We start from the raw sequence: 16,065 nt of genomic DNA, 5'->3' as shown, positions 1-16,065 counted from the left end.
TCAGTCCTGCCGGTAATTCGGCGCTTCGCGGGTGATCGCGACATCATGGACATGGCTTTCCCGCAGCCCAGCCCCGGTGACGCGCCGGAACCGCGCCTTGGTCTGCAATTCGGCGATATTGGCGCAGCCGGTATAGCCCATGCCTGCGCGCAGCCCGCCGACCAGTTGATGCACCACCGCCGCCATCGGCCCCTTGTAGCCGACGCGGCCTTCGATTCCCTCGGGCACCAGTTTCAGCGTATCCTTGATCTCCTGCTGGAAATACCGATCCGCCGAACCGCGCGCCATCGCCCCCAGGCTGCCCATGCCGCGATAGGATTTATACGAGCGCCCCTGATACAGAAACACCTCGCCCGGCGCTTCGTCGGTGCCGGCGAGCAATGAGCCCACCATCACGCAATCCGCCCCGGCGGCGAGCGCCTTGACCATGTCGCCCGAGGTGCGCACCCCGCCATCGGCGATCGCCGGCACGCCAGCCTCGCGGCATGCGGCGGCGGTTTCCAGCACGGCGGTGAATTGCGGCATCCCCACCCCGGCGACCACCCGCGTGGTGCAGATGCTGCCCGGCCCGATGCCGATTTTCACCGCATCCGCTCCCGCCTCGATCAGCGCCGCCGCCCCTTCGGGCGTCGCGACATTGCCGGCGATGATCTGCACCGCGTTCGACCGCGCCTTGATCCGCGAGACCGCGCGCAGCACGCCCTCGGAATGGCCGTGCGCGGTATCGACCACGATCACGTCTACTCCGGCGCCGATCAGCGCCTCGGCGCGCACCGCGCCATCCTCGCCCACCCCGGTCGCCGCGGCGACGCGCAGCCGCCCCAGCTCGTCCTTGTTGGCGAGCGGATGCGCCTCGGCCTTATCCATGTCCTTCACGGTGATCAAGCCCACACAGCGATAGGCGTCGTCGACCACCAGCAGCTTCTCGATCCGGTGCTTGTGCAGCAGGTGCCGCGCCACTTCCGGCGCGACATCGGCGGGCGCGGTCACCAGATTCTCCCGCGTCATCAGCTCGTAAACCCGCGCGGCCGGATCGGTCGCGAACCGCACGTCGCGATGGGTCAGAATGCCGACCAGGCGATTGGTTTCGCGTTCCACCACCGGAACGCCGGAGATCCGGTATTGCGTCATCAGCGCCTGGGCATCGGCCAGGGTCTGGTCGGGATGGATGGTCAGCGGGTTGACCACCATGCCGCTCTCGAATTTCTTCACCTGCCGCACCTGGGCGGCCTGATCCTCGGGGGTGAAATTCTTGTGGATCACGCCGATGCCGCCCTGCTGCGCCATGGCGATCGCCATCGGCGCTTCGGTCACCGTGTCCATCGCCGCCGAGATCAGCGGGATGTTCAGCCGGATCGTGCGGGTCAGCCGCGTTTCGGTATCGACCGCGCCGGGCAGGACCTGCGAATAATCGGGCACCAGAAGCACGTCGTCGAAGGCGAATGCCTCGGTGATCCGGTCGATGCCGCGCGGTCCGGCGTCAGTCTGTGGGGAAGCCATGGCTCACCTTCGGGGAGTTGCGAAACCTTGGCGATCCCTACTAGCCATCGGCGACCATGGCGGCAAGGCCGGCGGCGCATTTCTGCCCCGCCGCCTCGTGCTCAGCCCTGCCGCGCGGGTACGGAAGTCTTCTGCGGAAGCTTGTAATCCGCGTAGATCAGCTTGGATGGCGGCGGCAGCGCGCCAGGTGGCAGATGCGGTACGGCTTGAGCGGGGGCAGACATCGGCGCCACCGGCGCGGGCATCGCCGCCGGAACCGGCGCGCAGCCATTGCCGAACCGCCGGACCGAAGCTACCGGCTGACCGTTTGGCCCCGGCACGACGGTCATGCTCTCGCCGCACGCACCACGCAGACCACTCACCGATACCATCGTCACCTGGGCAAAGCCGGCACCGCCCGGCGGAGGTGAAGCCGTCATCATCGGTTGCATCGCAAATTGCTGCAATGCGGCCATACTCGCCTGCATCTGATCCTGTATCAGAACAACTTGACGGATCAGCGCCATCGGCACCAGCGGCGGCAGTTCCATTATCACCGGCTGAAATGCCGGAACCATCATTCCGACCGGGCGAACCGCACCTTGCACCCGCTGCGCGGCGGCAACAGGCCGATAGAAAGCCCCGGTCCCCGGTCTATTATTCGTGCCGGTCCCCCGGTGGGCCGCCAGTGCCGCAGCGGGGAGCGCCACCGCGGCCGCCGCGATCAACCAACGTCTTTTCCTGGCCATGACGCATCTCCTATGATCCCGTGATCTCGGCAACGCCGATCGTCGGACGATTTTGGCGCGTCCGCCTGCAAAGTCCAGAACGCCACGCGCGGCTTGCATTCACAACACCGCGCACGGCGATCACCCCGCCGCGATTGGCGAGGCGGCCTACATGCTGTTAACTTCCGCGCAACGAACGACAGGAACCGTCCATGACCGATTATCGCACCGGACTCGGCAAGACCGCGGCGAATTACCAGCCGCTCTCACCGCTGTCGTTCCTCGCGCGCAGTGCGGCGATCTGGCCCGAGCGCACCGCCATCGTCCATGGCGCGCGGCGCCAGAACTGGGCGGAAACCTATCGCCGCTGCCGTGCTCTCGCCTCGGCGCTGGTCGCCCAGGGCATCGGCGCGAACGACACCGTCGCGCTGATGGCGCCGAACATTCCCGAAACCGTCGAGGCGCATTTCGGCGTCGCCATGGCCGGCGCGGTGCTCAACGCCCTGAACGTTCGGCTCGACGCCCCGACCATCGCCTATGTCCTGCGCCACGGCGAGGCGAAGCTTCTGCTTACCGACACCGAATTCGCCCCGGTGGTCAAAGCCGCTTTGGCCGAACTCGGCGATGCCGCGCCGATCGTCATCGACATCGCCGATCCCGAAGGGCCCCATGCTCAAGGCGGGGGCGGCGAATGTCTCGGCATCATGGACTACGAAGCCCTGCTCGCTTCGGGCGATCCGGCATTCGCCTGGCGCTTCCCGGACGATGAATGGTCGGCGATCAGCCTTAACTACACCTCCGGCACCACCGGCAAACCCAAGGGCGTGGTGTATCACCATCGCGGCGCTTATCTGAACGCGCTGGGCAACGCGGTCACCTGGAGCATGGGCCAGCATCCGGTCTATCTCTGGACCCTGCCGATGTTCCACTGCAACGGCTGGTGCTTTCCCTGGACCGTTACCGCGCTGGCCGGCACCCATGTCTGCCTGCGCCGGATCGACGCCGCATCGATCGCCGCCGCGATCGGGTGCTTCGGCGTCACCCATCTCTGCGGCGCGCCGATCGTCATGAACATGATGCTCAACGCGCCGGAGCCGGTGCGCGCGGTCTTCGCGGGCCGCGGTCTCGCGATGATGACCGCCGGCGCGCCGCCGCCCGCCGCGGTGATCGAGGGGATGGAAGCGCTCGGCATCCGCGTCACCCATGTGTATGGCCTCACCGAGGTTTATGGGCCGGTCACGGTCTGCGCCTGGAAGGATGAATGGAACGATCTGCCGCCTAGCGAGCGTGCCGCGCTGCGCGCGCGCCAGGGCGTAACCTACCCGGTGCAGGAAGGGCTGATGGTCGCGGAGTCGATGACCCACGCACCGGTCCCCGCCGACGGCGCCACCATGGGCGAGGTGTTCATGCGCGGCAACATCACCATGATGGGCTATCTCAAGGACCCGAACGCCACCGAAGCCGCTTTCGCGGGCGGCTGGTTCGCCACCGGCGATCTCGGCGTGACGCATCCTGATGGCTATATCGAGCTGAAGGATCGCGCCAAGGACATCATCATTTCCGGCGGCGAGAACATCTCGACCATCGAGGTGGAAACTGTGCTGTACCGCCATCCGGCGGTGCTGGAAGCCGCCGTGGTCGCCGCCCCGGACGCGCATTGGGGCGAGGTTCCCTGCGCCTTCGTGCTGCTGAAGCCGGGCATGGCGGCGAGCGCCGAAGACATCATCGCGCATTGCCGGGCCAGTATGGCGCGGTTCAAGGCGCCGAAACGGGTGATTTTCGGCGAGCTGCCGAAAACCTCGACCGGCAAGATCCAGAAATTCCTGCTCCGCGAGGCGGCGCGATCGTCTTCGGCCCATGATTGAAAGCACCGGCTTTTCAGTGTCCTGACTGGACGTTCATCCAACGACCATGACTGCCGGCATCAAGGTTCCGCGCGAAACTCTGCGCCGCCGGAATGAAATACAACGCGAACCACAGAATCAACAGGCAGGAGCAGAGACACGGAAGCACCGCCGTCAGGCCGGGCATCGCGATGCCGCGCCGTTCGTTCCGGCTCGAAGGCGCCTTTGTGCGCAATGACAGGGGCCGCTGCCATCCCAGCCTCATTGATGAATTCTCGATGCGATCCGGCGCGATCGAGAAGAACCGGATCTGAGCCGCATACGGGGTCATGTTTGCTCCTATGGCGCGAAGCTCCGCGCCTGCTGCCTGATGATGCAGACAGATAAGCAAACCCCATGCCAAGCCAATTCAGCCTTTGCTCCTGGTGAATCCGCGCTATCGGCTCCCGTCGGATCGCCCTGAATCCCGGTTCTGGAATTACCGGTCTCGTGCCGTCCCGGATTTCAGAACGATCCTGAAATCCCGGCACGGCACGTTAGAGCGGGCAATTTCACAGCTCTGCGGGTCGCTGCGCGATTCCGCTTAAAGCTATATCGTTCTTATACCATGTCTCGCTGATCGCGACCCATGGTATTCGCTCTTTATGTTCGCGCGCGCCGCCCGCCAACCCGCGCGCATACCAAATCTCATGAGTCGAGATTCATGAGATTGGTTATTAGTGTGGTGGCTCTGAAGTTCCTACGCATAGCGGCATTTGAAGCTAATGGCACTTGAAACGGTCGAAGCTTTCGCCGCATTCGGTGCAGTGCCACACCGCGCGGCAGGCGGTCGCGCCGAACGGACTGATTTCCTCGACCGCGTCGGCCAGGCATTTCGGGCAGACCACCGGCTTGTTGCGTTCCGGCGGGGCGATGCCGGCGTCGCGCAGCTTGCGCAACGCGTCTGCCGACATCAATTCGGTGCTCCAGACCGGGCTGGTCACCATCGTCACCTTGACCGGGAAAATTCCCGCCGCCGTCAGGGCCCTGCTGATTTCCAGCGCGATCATGTCGAGCGCGGGGCAGCCCGGATAGGTCGGCAGCATCAGTACCTCGACGCCGCCCTGATAAGGGAGAATGTCGCGCAAAATGCCGAGATCGACGACGCTGAGCATCGGCAGCTCGGGGTCGGCAATGCATTCGACCACCGCACGCGCGCGGCGGACGATGTCGGTTGCAACCAGGTCGGTTTCGTCGCTCATGGCGGGCTCCGGCAGGACGGGAACGGATGTCGGATATTCATGGAGAGAACGACCGGACGGTGCAAGCGATGTATCCGGGCGGATTTGGGCAAATAGGTCCGGTCTGGTTCCTTTGTTTCACGTGAAACAAAGGACAGTTATTATAATTAACTTTTTGTCACAGCGACACCGCTCATCTCGATAAAATGTGATTTCATCTTTGCCGGAAATCGTCTAGAATTCGCCTGCTATGATCGAAACCTTGGACATCGTTTCCTGGGCCGGTCCCTATGACGACAATTTCCGCCGGCGTGCCGCCGAGCGGCTCGAGGCGGGGGCGGTTCTGCTGTTCCCGTCGCTCGGCTTTCCGCTCGACGACACGGAGACGGCGCTGGTCCGCTCCGCCGGCTCGGATGGTTCGGCCAAGAATATCAGCCTCGATCCCGCGACCGGCCAGTGCAAGGGCAGCACCATCTCCGGCACCGAACTGGCAACGCTGACCGCGATGCTCGACCGGTTCGGCAAATCGGCGCGGTCCCTGGTCGAAGGATTGTTGCCGCATTATGCCGCCGGGCTCGAACGGGCGCGGACCAGCTTCCGCCCGGTCGAGATTTCCGGCCGGCACTCCTCCTGGCGGCAGGACGACAAGCGCCTGCATGTCGATGCGTTTCCGAGCCGCCCGATGCAAGGCCGGCGCATCCTGCGCGTCTTCGCCAATATCGACCTCGACGGCACGCCGCGCCATTGGCGGATCGGGCCGGATTTCGAAACCTATGCGGCGCGGTTCCTGCCGTCCTTGCCGCGCGCGGTGCCGGGAAAATCCTGGCTGCTGCACCGGCTCGGCGTAACCAGGGCGCGGCGCAGCCGCTACGACGAGGTGATGCTGTTCCTGCACGACGCCGCCAAGCGCGATCTCGGCTGGCAGCGCGATGCGCCGGTACAGGAGGTCGATTTTCCGCCCGGCTGCGCCTGGGCGGTGTTCACCGATCAGGTGGCGCACGCGGCGACCGCCGGGCGCAATGCGCTCGAACAGAGTTTTTATGTCGAACCGGGCGCGCTGGCGCGGCCGGAGACCGCGCCGCTCGCCGTGCTGAAGCGCATGTGCGGCGCGGCTATGGTCTGACTATACGACTTCCTCTACCTCGACGGTGACGTGCGAGAGTTCGCGAATCGCGGCGAGCTGCGCCTTGTAGCGCTCCGGCGGCGCGGGCGCGGGCGACTGGAGCGCGATGATCGCCCCGAGATGGCCCGGCCCGAGGCGCCAGACATGCAGATCGGTGATCCGGTTGCCGTCCCGCTCCAATGCCGAGCGAATCCGCGCCGGAATATCCGGGCTCGGCGTCATGTCGAGCAGGATGGCGCCGGCGGCGCGGATCAGCCCATAGGACCAGTTGGCGACGACGCCGGCACCGACGAGCCCCATGATCGGGTCCATCCAGACCCAGCCAAGGAATTTCGCCATCAGCAACCCGGCGATCACCAGCCCGGAGACCGCCGAATCGGCAAGCACATGGACATAGGCGGCGCGCATGTTGTTGTCGCGATGCAGCGCATCGTCATGCGCGTGCTCCGCGAACGCGATGTCGTGGGTTTCCGACGTTCCGCCCCGATCCAGCCGCACGACCGCCTGGAACTGGTGCGGTTCGGGGATCTCGTCGCGCGACTCCAGAAAACCGCTGCGCGCGACCATGGCGAAGCTCTGGCGCGTGCCATCCGGCCTGACGGTTTCGATGGTCGCGGCGAGGCCCTCGGCCGGGCCGGTCAGGCGGAAGCGCGGCGGTACGCCGTCTTCGAACACCTCAAGCGCGAACAGGCCGAACCGGCTCTGCACCGGATGCGCGTCGTCGTGATGATGGTCGTGCCCATGGTCGTGACCGTGATGATGATCATGGCCATGGTCGTGATCGCCAGCGAGCAGCAGCGCGCTCGCCGCGTTCACCGCGAGGCCGATAACCGCGATCGGGATGGCGGCGGCATAGTCGATATGTTCCGGCGCGAAAAACCGGCTGATCGCCGCGTAGCCGATCAGGAGCGCGAACATCGCGAGCACGATGGCGCTGGCGAAGGCGGCGAGATCGCCGAATTTGCCGGTGCCCAGCGCAAATCGCGAATCCTCGGCATGGCGGCGCGCATAGCGGTAGGCGAGGGCCGCGAGCAGCATGACGCCGGCATGGGTGCTCATATGGATGCCGTCGGCGACCAGGGCGATCGAATGGAAGAGAGTTCCGCCGACGATTTCGACCAGCATCATCGCCGTGGTCAGCGCCACGACGAACCAGGTGCGGCGCTCGTTGCGCGCATTGCTCTCGCCCAGGAAGATATGCCGGTGCCCGTTCGTCATCGGGTCATCATAGCCGAAAAAACCGGATCAGAACAGGAAGCGGCGCTCGGCGTTCCAGCCATCGGCGAGGCGGCGGGCTTCGACCGACTGGTCGATCAGCCTGCCATGGCTGCGGGCGAGCTGCTCGGCGTAGCGCAGCAGAAGTTCAAGGGCTTTCAGCGCGGGATCGGCGGGTTCGGTATAGCGCAGCGCGCCGCCGCGATAGGCCAGAGGCGCTTCCTCGGCGATCGAACGGTCCGCGCCGGGCGAGAAATAGAGCGGATTGCCGACGAGCGTGCCGGGCGTATCGCGCAATTGCTCGAATGGCGCGCGGTAATGCGCCGCCCAACCCTGCGCCATCGCCGCCTCGCCGGCGGCGAGGATCTTGAGCCAGCCATTGACTATTTTATGGAGGTTCTGCCAGCCGGAGCGGCGCGAATAATGGGCGAGGCCGATGCGCCGGTCGAGCGGCGCCGGTAACATCCTGCCGTCGAGAAATCCGCAGTGATTGCCGGCATCGATGACGACACGGGTACCCAGACCGCCGCGCACGAAGATTTTGTAGGTGCCGGTGGGCGCGCGCATCCGCCAACGCATCCTGACCGGCACGACCGGCTCGGTCCGGTCGTCTTCCGCATAGTCAAAATAATGGATGAGCGGCACGGTGATCGCCTGATCGTCGTCATCGCGGCCGGCAAGCGCTTCGGCGAGGCTGGTTTCGGTCTCGGCCGCGATGAATTCGTCGGCGTCGAGAAAAATCACCCAATCGGCCCGGTGCATCTGGTCGGCGAGGCGATAGAGCCAGGTGTTGAACGAGGCTTCGTCGAACCGCGCCGACAGGGTCTGGAACACGGTGAGGGGAAACCCCTCGTCCTTGAGCGCTTTCAGGATGGCGAGGGTACGGTCGGTGCTGCCGTTGTCGAGAAAGATCATGTGCCCGACATGGACCGCGTTGTGGCGCACGAAGGCTTCGACGATATCGTCTTCGTTCAGGATGCGGGTGACGGCAACCAGGCGCATCGCCCTCACCCGCCCTGCATCGGCTAGCTGCGCCGGGCGACGGTGAAGGCGGCCAATGCCCGGAGCAGGTCGGCCTTTTCGCCGAAACTGTCGAGATAGGTCGCGGCCTGCTGGGCGAGGTGCCCGGCGTGCATGCGCGCGCGCTGGACCCCCATCACCGAGACCATGGTGGCCTTGCCCTGGGCGGCGTCCTTGCCGGCGGTTTTGCCCAATGTCGCCTCGGAGCCTTCGGCATCGAGAATATCGTCGGCGATCTGGAACGCGGCGCCGAGATCGCGGCCATAGGCGGCGATGAGATGGCGCAGCGGACCGGGCGCGCGGCCGAGAATCGCCCCCGCCTCGGCGCTGTACTGGATCAGCCGGCCGGTTTTCAGCGCCTGCAGCCTTGTGATCATCGGCGGTTCCAGCGTTTGGCCTTCCGAGACCATGTCGATCATCTGCCCGCCGGCCATGCCGCGCGCGCCGGAGGCGGCGCCGAGGGCGGCGACCAGTTCGCAGCGCGCCTCGGGGTCGGAATGGGTGTCGGGCTCGGCGAGAACCTCGAAGGCGCGGGTCTGCAGCGCATCGCCGGCGAGGATCGCGGTCGCTTCGTCGAACGCCTTGTGGCAGGAGGGTTTGCCGCGCCGGAGATCGTCATTGTCCATCGCCGGAAGATCGTCATGGACCAGGGAATAGGCGTGCAGCATCTCGACCGAGGCGGCGACCCTGGCCGCGCAGGTGATATTGACCGAGAACATCCGCGCGGTTTCGATCACCAGAAAGCCGCGCATCCGCTTGCCGCCGCCGAGCACGGAATAGCGCATCGCCTCGACCAGCCGGCGCTCCTCGCCTTCGGCCAGCGGCAGCAGCGCATCCAGCTCGGATTCGATGATCGAAGCAGCATCGTCCAGCGCCGCGCGCAGCGTTGTGTTCTCCGGCGCGAGATTCATGGCGCGTCCTTCAGCGAGAGCGCGCCGCCGGCGCCCGCGACGATCGCCTGCACCCGGCTTTCCGCCTCGGCGAGCCGCGCGTCGCAATGGCGCTTCAGCGCGGCGCCACGCTCATAGGCGGCGATGGCGTCCTCCAGTCTTTGCTGGCCGGATTCCAGCCCGCGCACGATGCGTTCGAGTTCGGCCAGCGCCTCCTCGAACGAGAAGGACGCAATATCAGGCGCGGGGTCCGGCGTGGTTGGCATCGGAATAACTCCTGGATTTCCCGTGCGGTAGCGGCGAATCAGATGCGCATCAAGGCGCGGACATGCGCCGCGCTGCCCGCCGCCAGAGCGCCGAGATCGTAGCCGCCTTCGAGCAGCGAGACGATGCGTCCGCCGCAATGGCGCTCGGCGACATCCATCAGCGCGGTGGTCACCCAGGCGAAATCCTCGGTCTCGACATTGAGCTGGGCGAGAGGATCGGCGCGGTGCGCATCGAACCCCGCCGAGACGATCAGCAGTTCCGGGGCGAACCAATCCAGCGCGGGGATCAGGATGTCGCGCCACGCCGCGCGGAATTCCGCCGATCCGGTATCGGGCCGGAGCGGGGCGTTGACGAGGTTGCCGGCGATGCCGCGCTCGGTGGCGCGGCCGGTGCCTGGGTAGCAGGGGAATTGATGCGAGGAGGCGTAGAACAGATCGGCGTCGTTCTCGAAGATCGCCTGGGTGCCGTTGCCGTGATGGACATCGAAATCGGCGACCGCGATGCGGCGCAGCCCGTGGGCGCGGGCGTGGTTGGCGGCGATCGCCGCGTTGGCGAACAGACAGAACCCCATCGCGCGGTCGGGCTCGGCGTGGTGGCCGGGCGGGCGGGTCGCGACGAAGGCGGCGCGCGCCCAGCCTTCCAGCACCGCATCGACCCCGCGCATCGCGCCGCCGGCGGCGCGCAGGGCGGCGCGCAGCGTGCCGGGGCTGGCCACCGTATCGGCATCGAGATGGATGTGCTGGCCGGGTTCCGGTTCCAGAGCGAACATCGCATCGACATACTCGTCGCGATGCACCGCGCGGATCGCCTCTTCCGGCGCTTCGGGCGCGGCTTCGCGCAGCAGGGGCTGGAACTCGGGCGCTTCGAGGGCGGCGAGCACGGCGCGCAGCCGGGCCGGACGCTCGGGGTGGTGCGGCCCGGTATCGTGATCGAAACAGTCGGGGTGGGTGATCAGGGCGACCGGCATGTCAGGTTTTCGCGCCTTCGCCGCGCCTGATGGTGAAGCTGAACACGCCTTTCGCCTCGCTCCAGGAGATCAGGGCGTGGCCGTTGTCGCGGCAGAAATCGCGGAAATCGGCGACGGTGCCGGGATCGGTCGCGAGCACGCGCAGTTTTTCTCCGGCATCGAGCGCGCGCAGGGCGCGCGCGGCGCGCAGCACCGGCATCGGGCCCTTGAGGTATTTCGCGTCGATCACCGCTTCCGCCATGGGCACCATGGTGACGCCTCGCGGCCTCTTGAGCAAGAGCCGCGTTGGAGGATAGAGGGACAAGCGAACCCGCACATAGGATGGACCATGACCTATCGAATCGGCATCGATCTCGGCGGCACCAAGATCGAGATCGCGGCCCTGATGGCGAGCGGCGATCTCGAACACCGGGTGCGGGTGCCGACACCGCCCGATTATCGCGCGACGATCGAGACGATCGCCGAGCTGGTCGCGGGCGCCGAACGCGCGCTGGGACCGGCCCACGGCATCGGGATCGGGATTCCCGGCACGATCAGCCCGGCCACCGGCTTCGTGAAGAACGCCAATTCCGAGCGGCTGAACGGCAACCCGTTCGACAAGGATCTGGAGGCGCGGCTGGGCCGCAAGGTGCGGGTTTCCAACGACGCCAATTGCTTCGCGATGAGCGAGGCCGCGGATGGCGCCGGCGCCGGGGTGAATTGCGTGTTCGGGGTGATTGTCGGCACCGGGTGCGGCGGCGGCGTCGTGGTGAATGGGCGGGTGCTGGAAGGGCGGCACCGGATTGCTGGCGAATGGGGCCATACCCCGCTGCCCTGGCCGCGCGCCGACGAAATGCCGATGCGCCGATGCTGGTGCGGCAAGGTGGGGTGCCTGGAGACCTATGTGTCCGGCCCGGCGCTGGCCGCCGAGGCGGACGGGATCGGCGCGCGCGATGCCGGCGGGCTGCCGGCGCGCGCGGAAGCGGGCGACGAACGAGCGATCCGCGCACTCGATATTCATGCCGAGCGGCTGGCGCGCGGGCTGGCGATGATCGTGAACATCCTGGACCCGGACGTGATCGTGCTCGGCGGCGGCCTGTCCAATCTCGATCATCTGTACGAGCGGGTTCCCGCGCTGATGCCGCCCTATGTGATCAGCGATACGTTCGAGACGCCGATACGGCGCAACAAGCACGGCGATTCGTCGGGCGTGCGCGGCGCGGCATGGCTGTGGCCGGCGGGGTGAGCCAGCCGGCGCATCGCATTGGGCAGCGGCGATTTAAACGGGCCTCGCTGGAACGAAAATCAAGAATTTCGCACCAGCGGAAATCGACCCATGTCGGTCACCGGACCGCCGAGTGGACGATCCCGAAAGCGGTCGTTTCAGCCGTGAACGGTCTCTCCGCGTTCTAGCATACCAACGAAGTCCCTGATCTTTCGGGCTCTGGTTTCAGCTTTCTTCACCGCGCCAATCCGATACAAGATCGCATATCGGTTAGCGCCAATGAGCGTAGCGAAGAAAGCTGCGGCCTTCGGGTTCGCATCGAGCGCGGTCTGCAAATCCGGTGGAACCTCAGCTTTGCTAGCTGGTGCATACGCCGCCTCCCATCTGCCATCTGCCTTCGCGTTATCAATTTCCAACTGTCCAGACGCCTGCATGCGCCCCTCCGAAATCAGTTCCAGCGCGCGTTTCCGATTTACATCCGACCACTTGCTGCGCGGTCGGCGTGGGGTAAAGCGTATCAACCAGCTTTTAGCATCATACTTGTCGAGTTGACCGTCGATCCAGCCATAGCAAAGGGCACTGTCGATCGCGTGAGCTTTGGTGACGCTGGCGACGCTCGAACCCTTCTTATGAAATCTAACCCACGCACCGTTGGAATCGCTCGGTTGCGCCGCCAACCAGCTCTCCAGTGCAATTTGATCAGCAAATGAAACTATCGGAAGGCCAGAACGCAATTCAGTCATTCTCTACCCTTAGCGCGGTCCGTGGATTCGATAAAGGTCCGCTTCCGTTAACCCGGGTCTGATAGCTGTCGATCCGCAAACCACCCAATTTTGCCGTTTGGTGCATAATTCGCGATTTCAGGCCAATGTCACCCCATAGACATGGAGCGGGCCTTTGTGGTGCGGAATTCCGGTGCATAGTCTGGGCGTGATTCACGACCGAGCATGGGGTTCGGCGGGCGGTGGTGCCCGGAGCAGAAATGTTTGCCGCGATGCGCTTTCAAGGCGGGCAGGAGGATGATCGACATTCCATGCCAGCCGTGCATCCGCAAGACGCAAGACAGGCGTAAGCCGGCCCTTCCGGTCGCTGGATTGCTTCGCCCGCGTCACGCGGGCTCGCAATGACGGGCCGTGTGGATTGGTTCGCCCGTGTCACGCGGGCTCGCAATGACGACGCGGCCGGCGGCGGCTTCGAGCTGGATGCGGTGAAAGCCAGGGCGGCCAAGGCCGGGATGCCGTATCAGCGTTTCATCCGCCAGGCGCTCGAAGCCGCCGTGCAGCCGCGCAAAAGGGCGTAAGCTGCACGTGGTGTCCGCTATCCCCGGCCAAAACACAGAAAATGGGGGTTTTCGAAGCCTTGTTTGCCGTAGCGGAGCGGAAATTCGTCCATGGTGAGGACGCGGCCGCCGGCGGCTTCGAGCACCGCCTGGGGGGCGGCGGTGTCCCATTCCATGGTGCGGCCGAGGCGCGGGTAGAAATCGGCGACGCCCTCGGCGAGGCGGCAGAATTTCAGCGCCGAGCCGATATTGGTGAGCTTGGCGACCTTGTAGCGGGCGAGATAGGCCGCGAGTTGCGGGTCATCGGCGTAGTGGCGCGAGGCGTAGACGGTGATGCCCTCGGCCGGCGGGGTGCGCGCCTCGATTCTGGTGGTGCCGCTGGCGTCGCGCTTCCAGGCCCCCTGGCCGACGATGCCGGCATAGACGATGCCCTGGGCCGGCGCGCCGACCGCGCCGAGCACCGCCCTGCCGTCCGCCACCAGCCCGATGCAGACGGCGAATTCATCGCGCCCGGCGGCGAATTCGCGGGTGCCGTCCAGCGGGTCGACCAGCCAGAATTTTGCACCAGGTTCGGTGATGCGCCCGGCGGCGACTTCTTCCTCGGCGATGACCGGAATGTCCGGCGTGGCGTCGCGCAGCCCGGCGACAATGAGTTTTTCGGCACGCGTGTCGGCCAGGGTGACGGGGGAAAAATCGTCCTTGCGATCAATAGTGAATCCGGCCTGACGGACCGCGAGGATTTCGCGGCCGGCGGCTTCGGCGAGGCGCGCGGCCAGTTCCAGGAGTTCGGTATCGTTCGGCATGGCGTTCATGGGTGCGGCTGATATCGCGGGGCTTGGAAAACGCCAAATTGGCGGGCATGGTGCGCGGCGAAACGAAACGCCGCCACGACAATTGGGGATGGGACCGGATGATCGACATCGCTTTCGCCAAGGCCGCTTTGCCGAAATCGGGCGCGCTCGCGCTGCTGCTGGGTGAGGGCGCGGCGCTCACCGGCCTCGCCGCCGAGCTGGATGCGGCGCTGAAGGGCGGGCTCGCCCGCGCGCTCGCCGCCGCCGCGTTCAAGGGCAAGCGGGATCAGAGCGCCGTGCTGCTGGCCCCCGGCGCCGGGCTCGACCGGGTGGTTGCGGTGGGGCTCGGCAAGCTCGATGAACTCACCGCGCATCATGCCGAGACCGCCGGCGCGAAAGCCGCCGCCGCGCTGCAAAAGGACGAGCAGGCGAGCATCGCGGCGGACGGGCTGGATGCGGCGATGCTCGCCCATGCCGGGCTCGGCGCGCGGCTGCGCAGCTATCGGTTCGACAAATACCGCACCACGCTGAAGGAGGACGCGAAGCCGAAGCTTAAGCGGGTGACCATTCTCGCGGGCGACGCGGCGGCGGCGCGCACGGCGTATATCCCGCTGGCGGCGGTGGCGTCGGGGGTCGAACTGACCCGCGATCTGGTTTCCGAGCCCGCGAATATCCTCAGCCCGGAGGAGATGGCGGACCGGGCGAAGGCGCTGAAATCGCTGGGCGTTGCCGTGGAGGTGTTCGACCGGCGCGATATGGAGAAGCTCGGCTTCGGCGCGCTGCTCGGCGTCGCGCAGGGCAGCGAGAACGAGCCGCGCATGGTGGTGATGCAGTGGCTCGGCGCGACGCCGGCGGAGGAGCATGGGAAATCGGGTAAGAAAGCGGCCAAGCCGGCGCCGAAGGAGCCGGTGGTGTTCGTCGGCAAGGGCGTGACCTTCGACACCGGCGGGATTTCGATCAAGCCCGCCGCCGGGATGGAGGACATGAAATGGGACATGGCCGGCGCGGGCACGGTGATCGGGCTGATGGCGGCACTCGCGGGACGCAAGGCGCGGGTCGATGCGGTCGGGCTGGTCGGGCTGGTCGAGAACATGCCGTCGGGCAATGCGCAGCGGCCGGGCGACGTGGTCACATCCTATTCCGGCCAGACCATCGAGGTGCTCAACACCGACGCCGAGGGGCGACTCGTGCTGGCCGACGTGCTCTGGTACGCGCAGAAGCGGTTCGCGCCGCGCTTCATGGTGGATCTCGCGACCCTGACCGGGGCGATCATCGTCGCGCTCGGCCACGAGAATGCCGGGCTGTTCGCCAATGACGACGTGCTGGCGGAGCGGCTGATCGCGGCGGGCAAGGCCACCGGGGAAGACGTGTGGCGGATGCCGCTGGGCGAGGCCTATGACAAGCTGATCGATTGCGAGATCGCCGATATGAAGAATATCGGCAACGGACGGGCCGGCGGATCGATCACCGCCGCGCAATTCCTCAAGCGCTTCGTCAACGGCAAGCCCTGGGCGCATCTGGATATCGCGGGCATGGCCTGGGGCACCAAGGAGGGCGCGCTGGCGCCTAAGGGTGCGACCGGGTTCGGCGTGCGGCTGCTCGACCGGCTGGTGGCCGAGCATTACGAGCAGTAATGCCGGAGTTCTATGCCCGGATACGCTCGCGCACGGCCTGCGCGAGCACGCCGGACCGGCTGAAACCATGCCGCTCCGCATAGCGGTCGACCGCCTGCAGCAAATCCTCCGGCAGGGTGATGTTGACGCGGACCGAGCGGGATTTGGTTTCGCAGCGCACCAGGATGCGGGCAGCGATGTCGATATCCCCCAGCCAATCCGGGGTGGTATCGAGGTTGCCGGGCTCGGGGATGGCGTCGCCATGTTCGGTGCTGAGGTCGAGCCAGGTGGCGAGCGCTTCCTCGGCGTTGCGCGCCGCTTCCTGCACCGTGTCGCCCGCGCTGACGCAGCCAGGCAGATCGGGGAAAATCACGCCGTAGCCTTCGGTACCTTTCTCGATGACGGCGGGGTAGTAGCGGATCATT

General features: G+C 66.2%; 18 protein-coding genes. 6 read left to right on the top strand and 12 right to left on the bottom strand.

What is annotated here, in order from left to right:
- Window positions 1–1,500, bottom strand: a complete 1,500-nt coding sequence (gene guaB / locus L2A60_RS00655) for an IMP dehydrogenase (RefSeq protein ID WP_235702432.1) — start codon at window positions 1,498–1,500, stop codon at window positions 1–3.
- 101 nt (window positions 1,501–1,601) lie between these two features.
- Entirely contained in the window at window positions 1,602–2,228 is a 627-nt protein-coding gene (locus L2A60_RS00650) for a hypothetical protein (RefSeq protein ID WP_235702431.1), read from the bottom strand.
- Between the two features lie 191 nt (window positions 2,229–2,419).
- Between L2A60_RS00650 and L2A60_RS00645 the strand changes: the two genes are divergently transcribed.
- On the top strand, window positions 2,420–4,072 hold the full coding sequence (locus L2A60_RS00645; RefSeq protein WP_235702430.1) for an acyl-CoA synthetase: 1,653 nt from the start codon (window positions 2,420–2,422) through the stop codon (window positions 4,070–4,072).
- 92 nt (window positions 4,073–4,164) lie between these two features.
- Window positions 4,165–4,365: a hypothetical protein gene (locus tag L2A60_RS00640; protein WP_235702429.1), complete on the top strand. Its 201-nt coding sequence runs from the start codon at window positions 4,165–4,167 to the stop codon at window positions 4,363–4,365.
- A 447-nt stretch (window positions 4,366–4,812) separates the two neighbouring features.
- Here L2A60_RS00640 and paaD read toward each other — a convergent pair whose 3' ends face one another.
- On the bottom strand, window positions 4,813–5,292 hold the full coding sequence (gene paaD, locus L2A60_RS00635) for a 1,2-phenylacetyl-CoA epoxidase subunit PaaD (protein WP_235702428.1): 480 nt from the start codon (window positions 5,290–5,292) through the stop codon (window positions 4,813–4,815).
- A gap of 229 nt (window positions 5,293–5,521) precedes the next feature.
- Between paaD and L2A60_RS00630 the strand changes: the two genes are divergently transcribed.
- Complete coding sequence (locus tag L2A60_RS00630) at window positions 5,522–6,394, top strand: Kdo hydroxylase family protein (protein ID WP_235702427.1); 873 nt, start codon at window positions 5,522–5,524, stop codon at window positions 6,392–6,394.
- On the opposite strand, the gene dmeF is transcribed toward L2A60_RS00630, so the two are convergent.
- The 6 genes from dmeF to L2A60_RS00600 are packed head-to-tail and all read right to left on the bottom strand — an operon-like array spanning window position 6,395 to window position 11,003.
- On the bottom strand, window positions 6,395–7,612 hold the full coding sequence (gene dmeF, locus L2A60_RS00625) for a CDF family Co(II)/Ni(II) efflux transporter DmeF (RefSeq protein WP_235702426.1): 1,218 nt from the start codon (window positions 7,610–7,612) through the stop codon (window positions 6,395–6,397).
- A 27-nt stretch (window positions 7,613–7,639) separates the two neighbouring features.
- Window positions 7,640–8,611 (bottom strand): glycosyltransferase family 2 protein, encoded by a 972-nt coding sequence (locus tag L2A60_RS00620; protein WP_235702425.1) that lies wholly within the window; start codon window positions 8,609–8,611, stop codon window positions 7,640–7,642.
- A 23-nt stretch (window positions 8,612–8,634) separates the two neighbouring features.
- Entirely contained in the window at window positions 8,635–9,540 is a 906-nt protein-coding gene (locus tag L2A60_RS00615) for a polyprenyl synthetase family protein (RefSeq protein ID WP_235702424.1), read from the bottom strand.
- Window positions 9,537–9,785: an exodeoxyribonuclease VII small subunit gene (locus tag L2A60_RS00610; RefSeq protein ID WP_235702423.1), complete on the bottom strand. Its 249-nt coding sequence runs from the start codon at window positions 9,783–9,785 to the stop codon at window positions 9,537–9,539. Before L2A60_RS00610 ends, L2A60_RS00615 begins: the two co-directional genes overlap by 4 nt.
- Before the next feature lie 38 nt (window positions 9,786–9,823).
- Window positions 9,824–10,753, bottom strand: a complete 930-nt coding sequence (locus L2A60_RS00605; RefSeq protein WP_235702422.1) for a histone deacetylase family protein — start codon at window positions 10,751–10,753, stop codon at window positions 9,824–9,826.
- Window position 10,754: 1 nt separating this feature from the next.
- Window positions 10,755–11,003, bottom strand: a complete 249-nt coding sequence (locus L2A60_RS00600; RefSeq protein ID WP_407932499.1) for a sulfurtransferase TusA family protein — start codon at window positions 11,001–11,003, stop codon at window positions 10,755–10,757.
- A gap of 78 nt (window positions 11,004–11,081) precedes the next feature.
- Here L2A60_RS00600 and L2A60_RS00595 point away from each other — a divergent pair, with 78 nt between their 5' ends.
- Complete coding sequence (locus L2A60_RS00595) at window positions 11,082–11,978, top strand: ROK family protein (protein ID WP_235702421.1); 897 nt, start codon at window positions 11,082–11,084, stop codon at window positions 11,976–11,978.
- 137 nt (window positions 11,979–12,115) lie between these two features.
- Here the strand turns inward: L2A60_RS00595 and L2A60_RS00590 are convergent, their stop codons facing one another.
- Complete coding sequence (locus L2A60_RS00590) at window positions 12,116–12,700, bottom strand: YdeI/OmpD-associated family protein (protein ID WP_235702420.1); 585 nt, start codon at window positions 12,698–12,700, stop codon at window positions 12,116–12,118.
- Window positions 12,701–13,092: 392 nt separating this feature from the next.
- On the opposite strand from L2A60_RS00590, the gene L2A60_RS00585 reads away from it, so the two are divergent.
- The gene (locus L2A60_RS00585) at window positions 13,093–13,257 is read left to right on the top strand and encodes a hypothetical protein (protein ID WP_235702419.1); all 165 of its coding nucleotides are present in this window, start codon (window positions 13,093–13,095) and stop codon (window positions 13,255–13,257) included.
- A gap of 17 nt (window positions 13,258–13,274) precedes the next feature.
- On the opposite strand, the gene cysQ is transcribed toward L2A60_RS00585, so the two are convergent.
- Window positions 13,275–14,048: a 3'(2'),5'-bisphosphate nucleotidase CysQ gene (cysQ, locus tag L2A60_RS00580; protein WP_407932498.1), complete on the bottom strand. Its 774-nt coding sequence runs from the start codon at window positions 14,046–14,048 to the stop codon at window positions 13,275–13,277.
- Between the two features lie 98 nt (window positions 14,049–14,146).
- On the opposite strand from cysQ, the gene L2A60_RS00575 reads away from it, so the two are divergent.
- The gene (locus L2A60_RS00575) at window positions 14,147–15,661 is read left to right on the top strand and encodes a leucyl aminopeptidase (protein ID WP_235702584.1); all 1,515 of its coding nucleotides are present in this window, start codon (window positions 14,147–14,149) and stop codon (window positions 15,659–15,661) included.
- Window positions 15,662–15,671: 10 nt separating this feature from the next.
- Here the strand turns inward: L2A60_RS00575 and L2A60_RS00570 are convergent, their stop codons facing one another.
- Window positions 15,672–16,064, bottom strand: a complete 393-nt coding sequence (locus L2A60_RS00570) for a type II toxin-antitoxin system HicB family antitoxin (RefSeq protein WP_235702418.1) — start codon at window positions 16,062–16,064, stop codon at window positions 15,672–15,674.
- Window position 16,065: the final 1 nt, after the last annotated feature.

The organism is Acidiphilium iwatense (assembly GCF_021556475.1).
In the GTDB taxonomy this organism is placed as follows: domain Bacteria; phylum Pseudomonadota; class Alphaproteobacteria; order Acetobacterales; family Acetobacteraceae; genus Acidiphilium; species Acidiphilium iwatense.
Note: the sequence above shows the minus strand (reverse complement) of the source record. Positions and strands in the feature narration are given on the sequence as shown.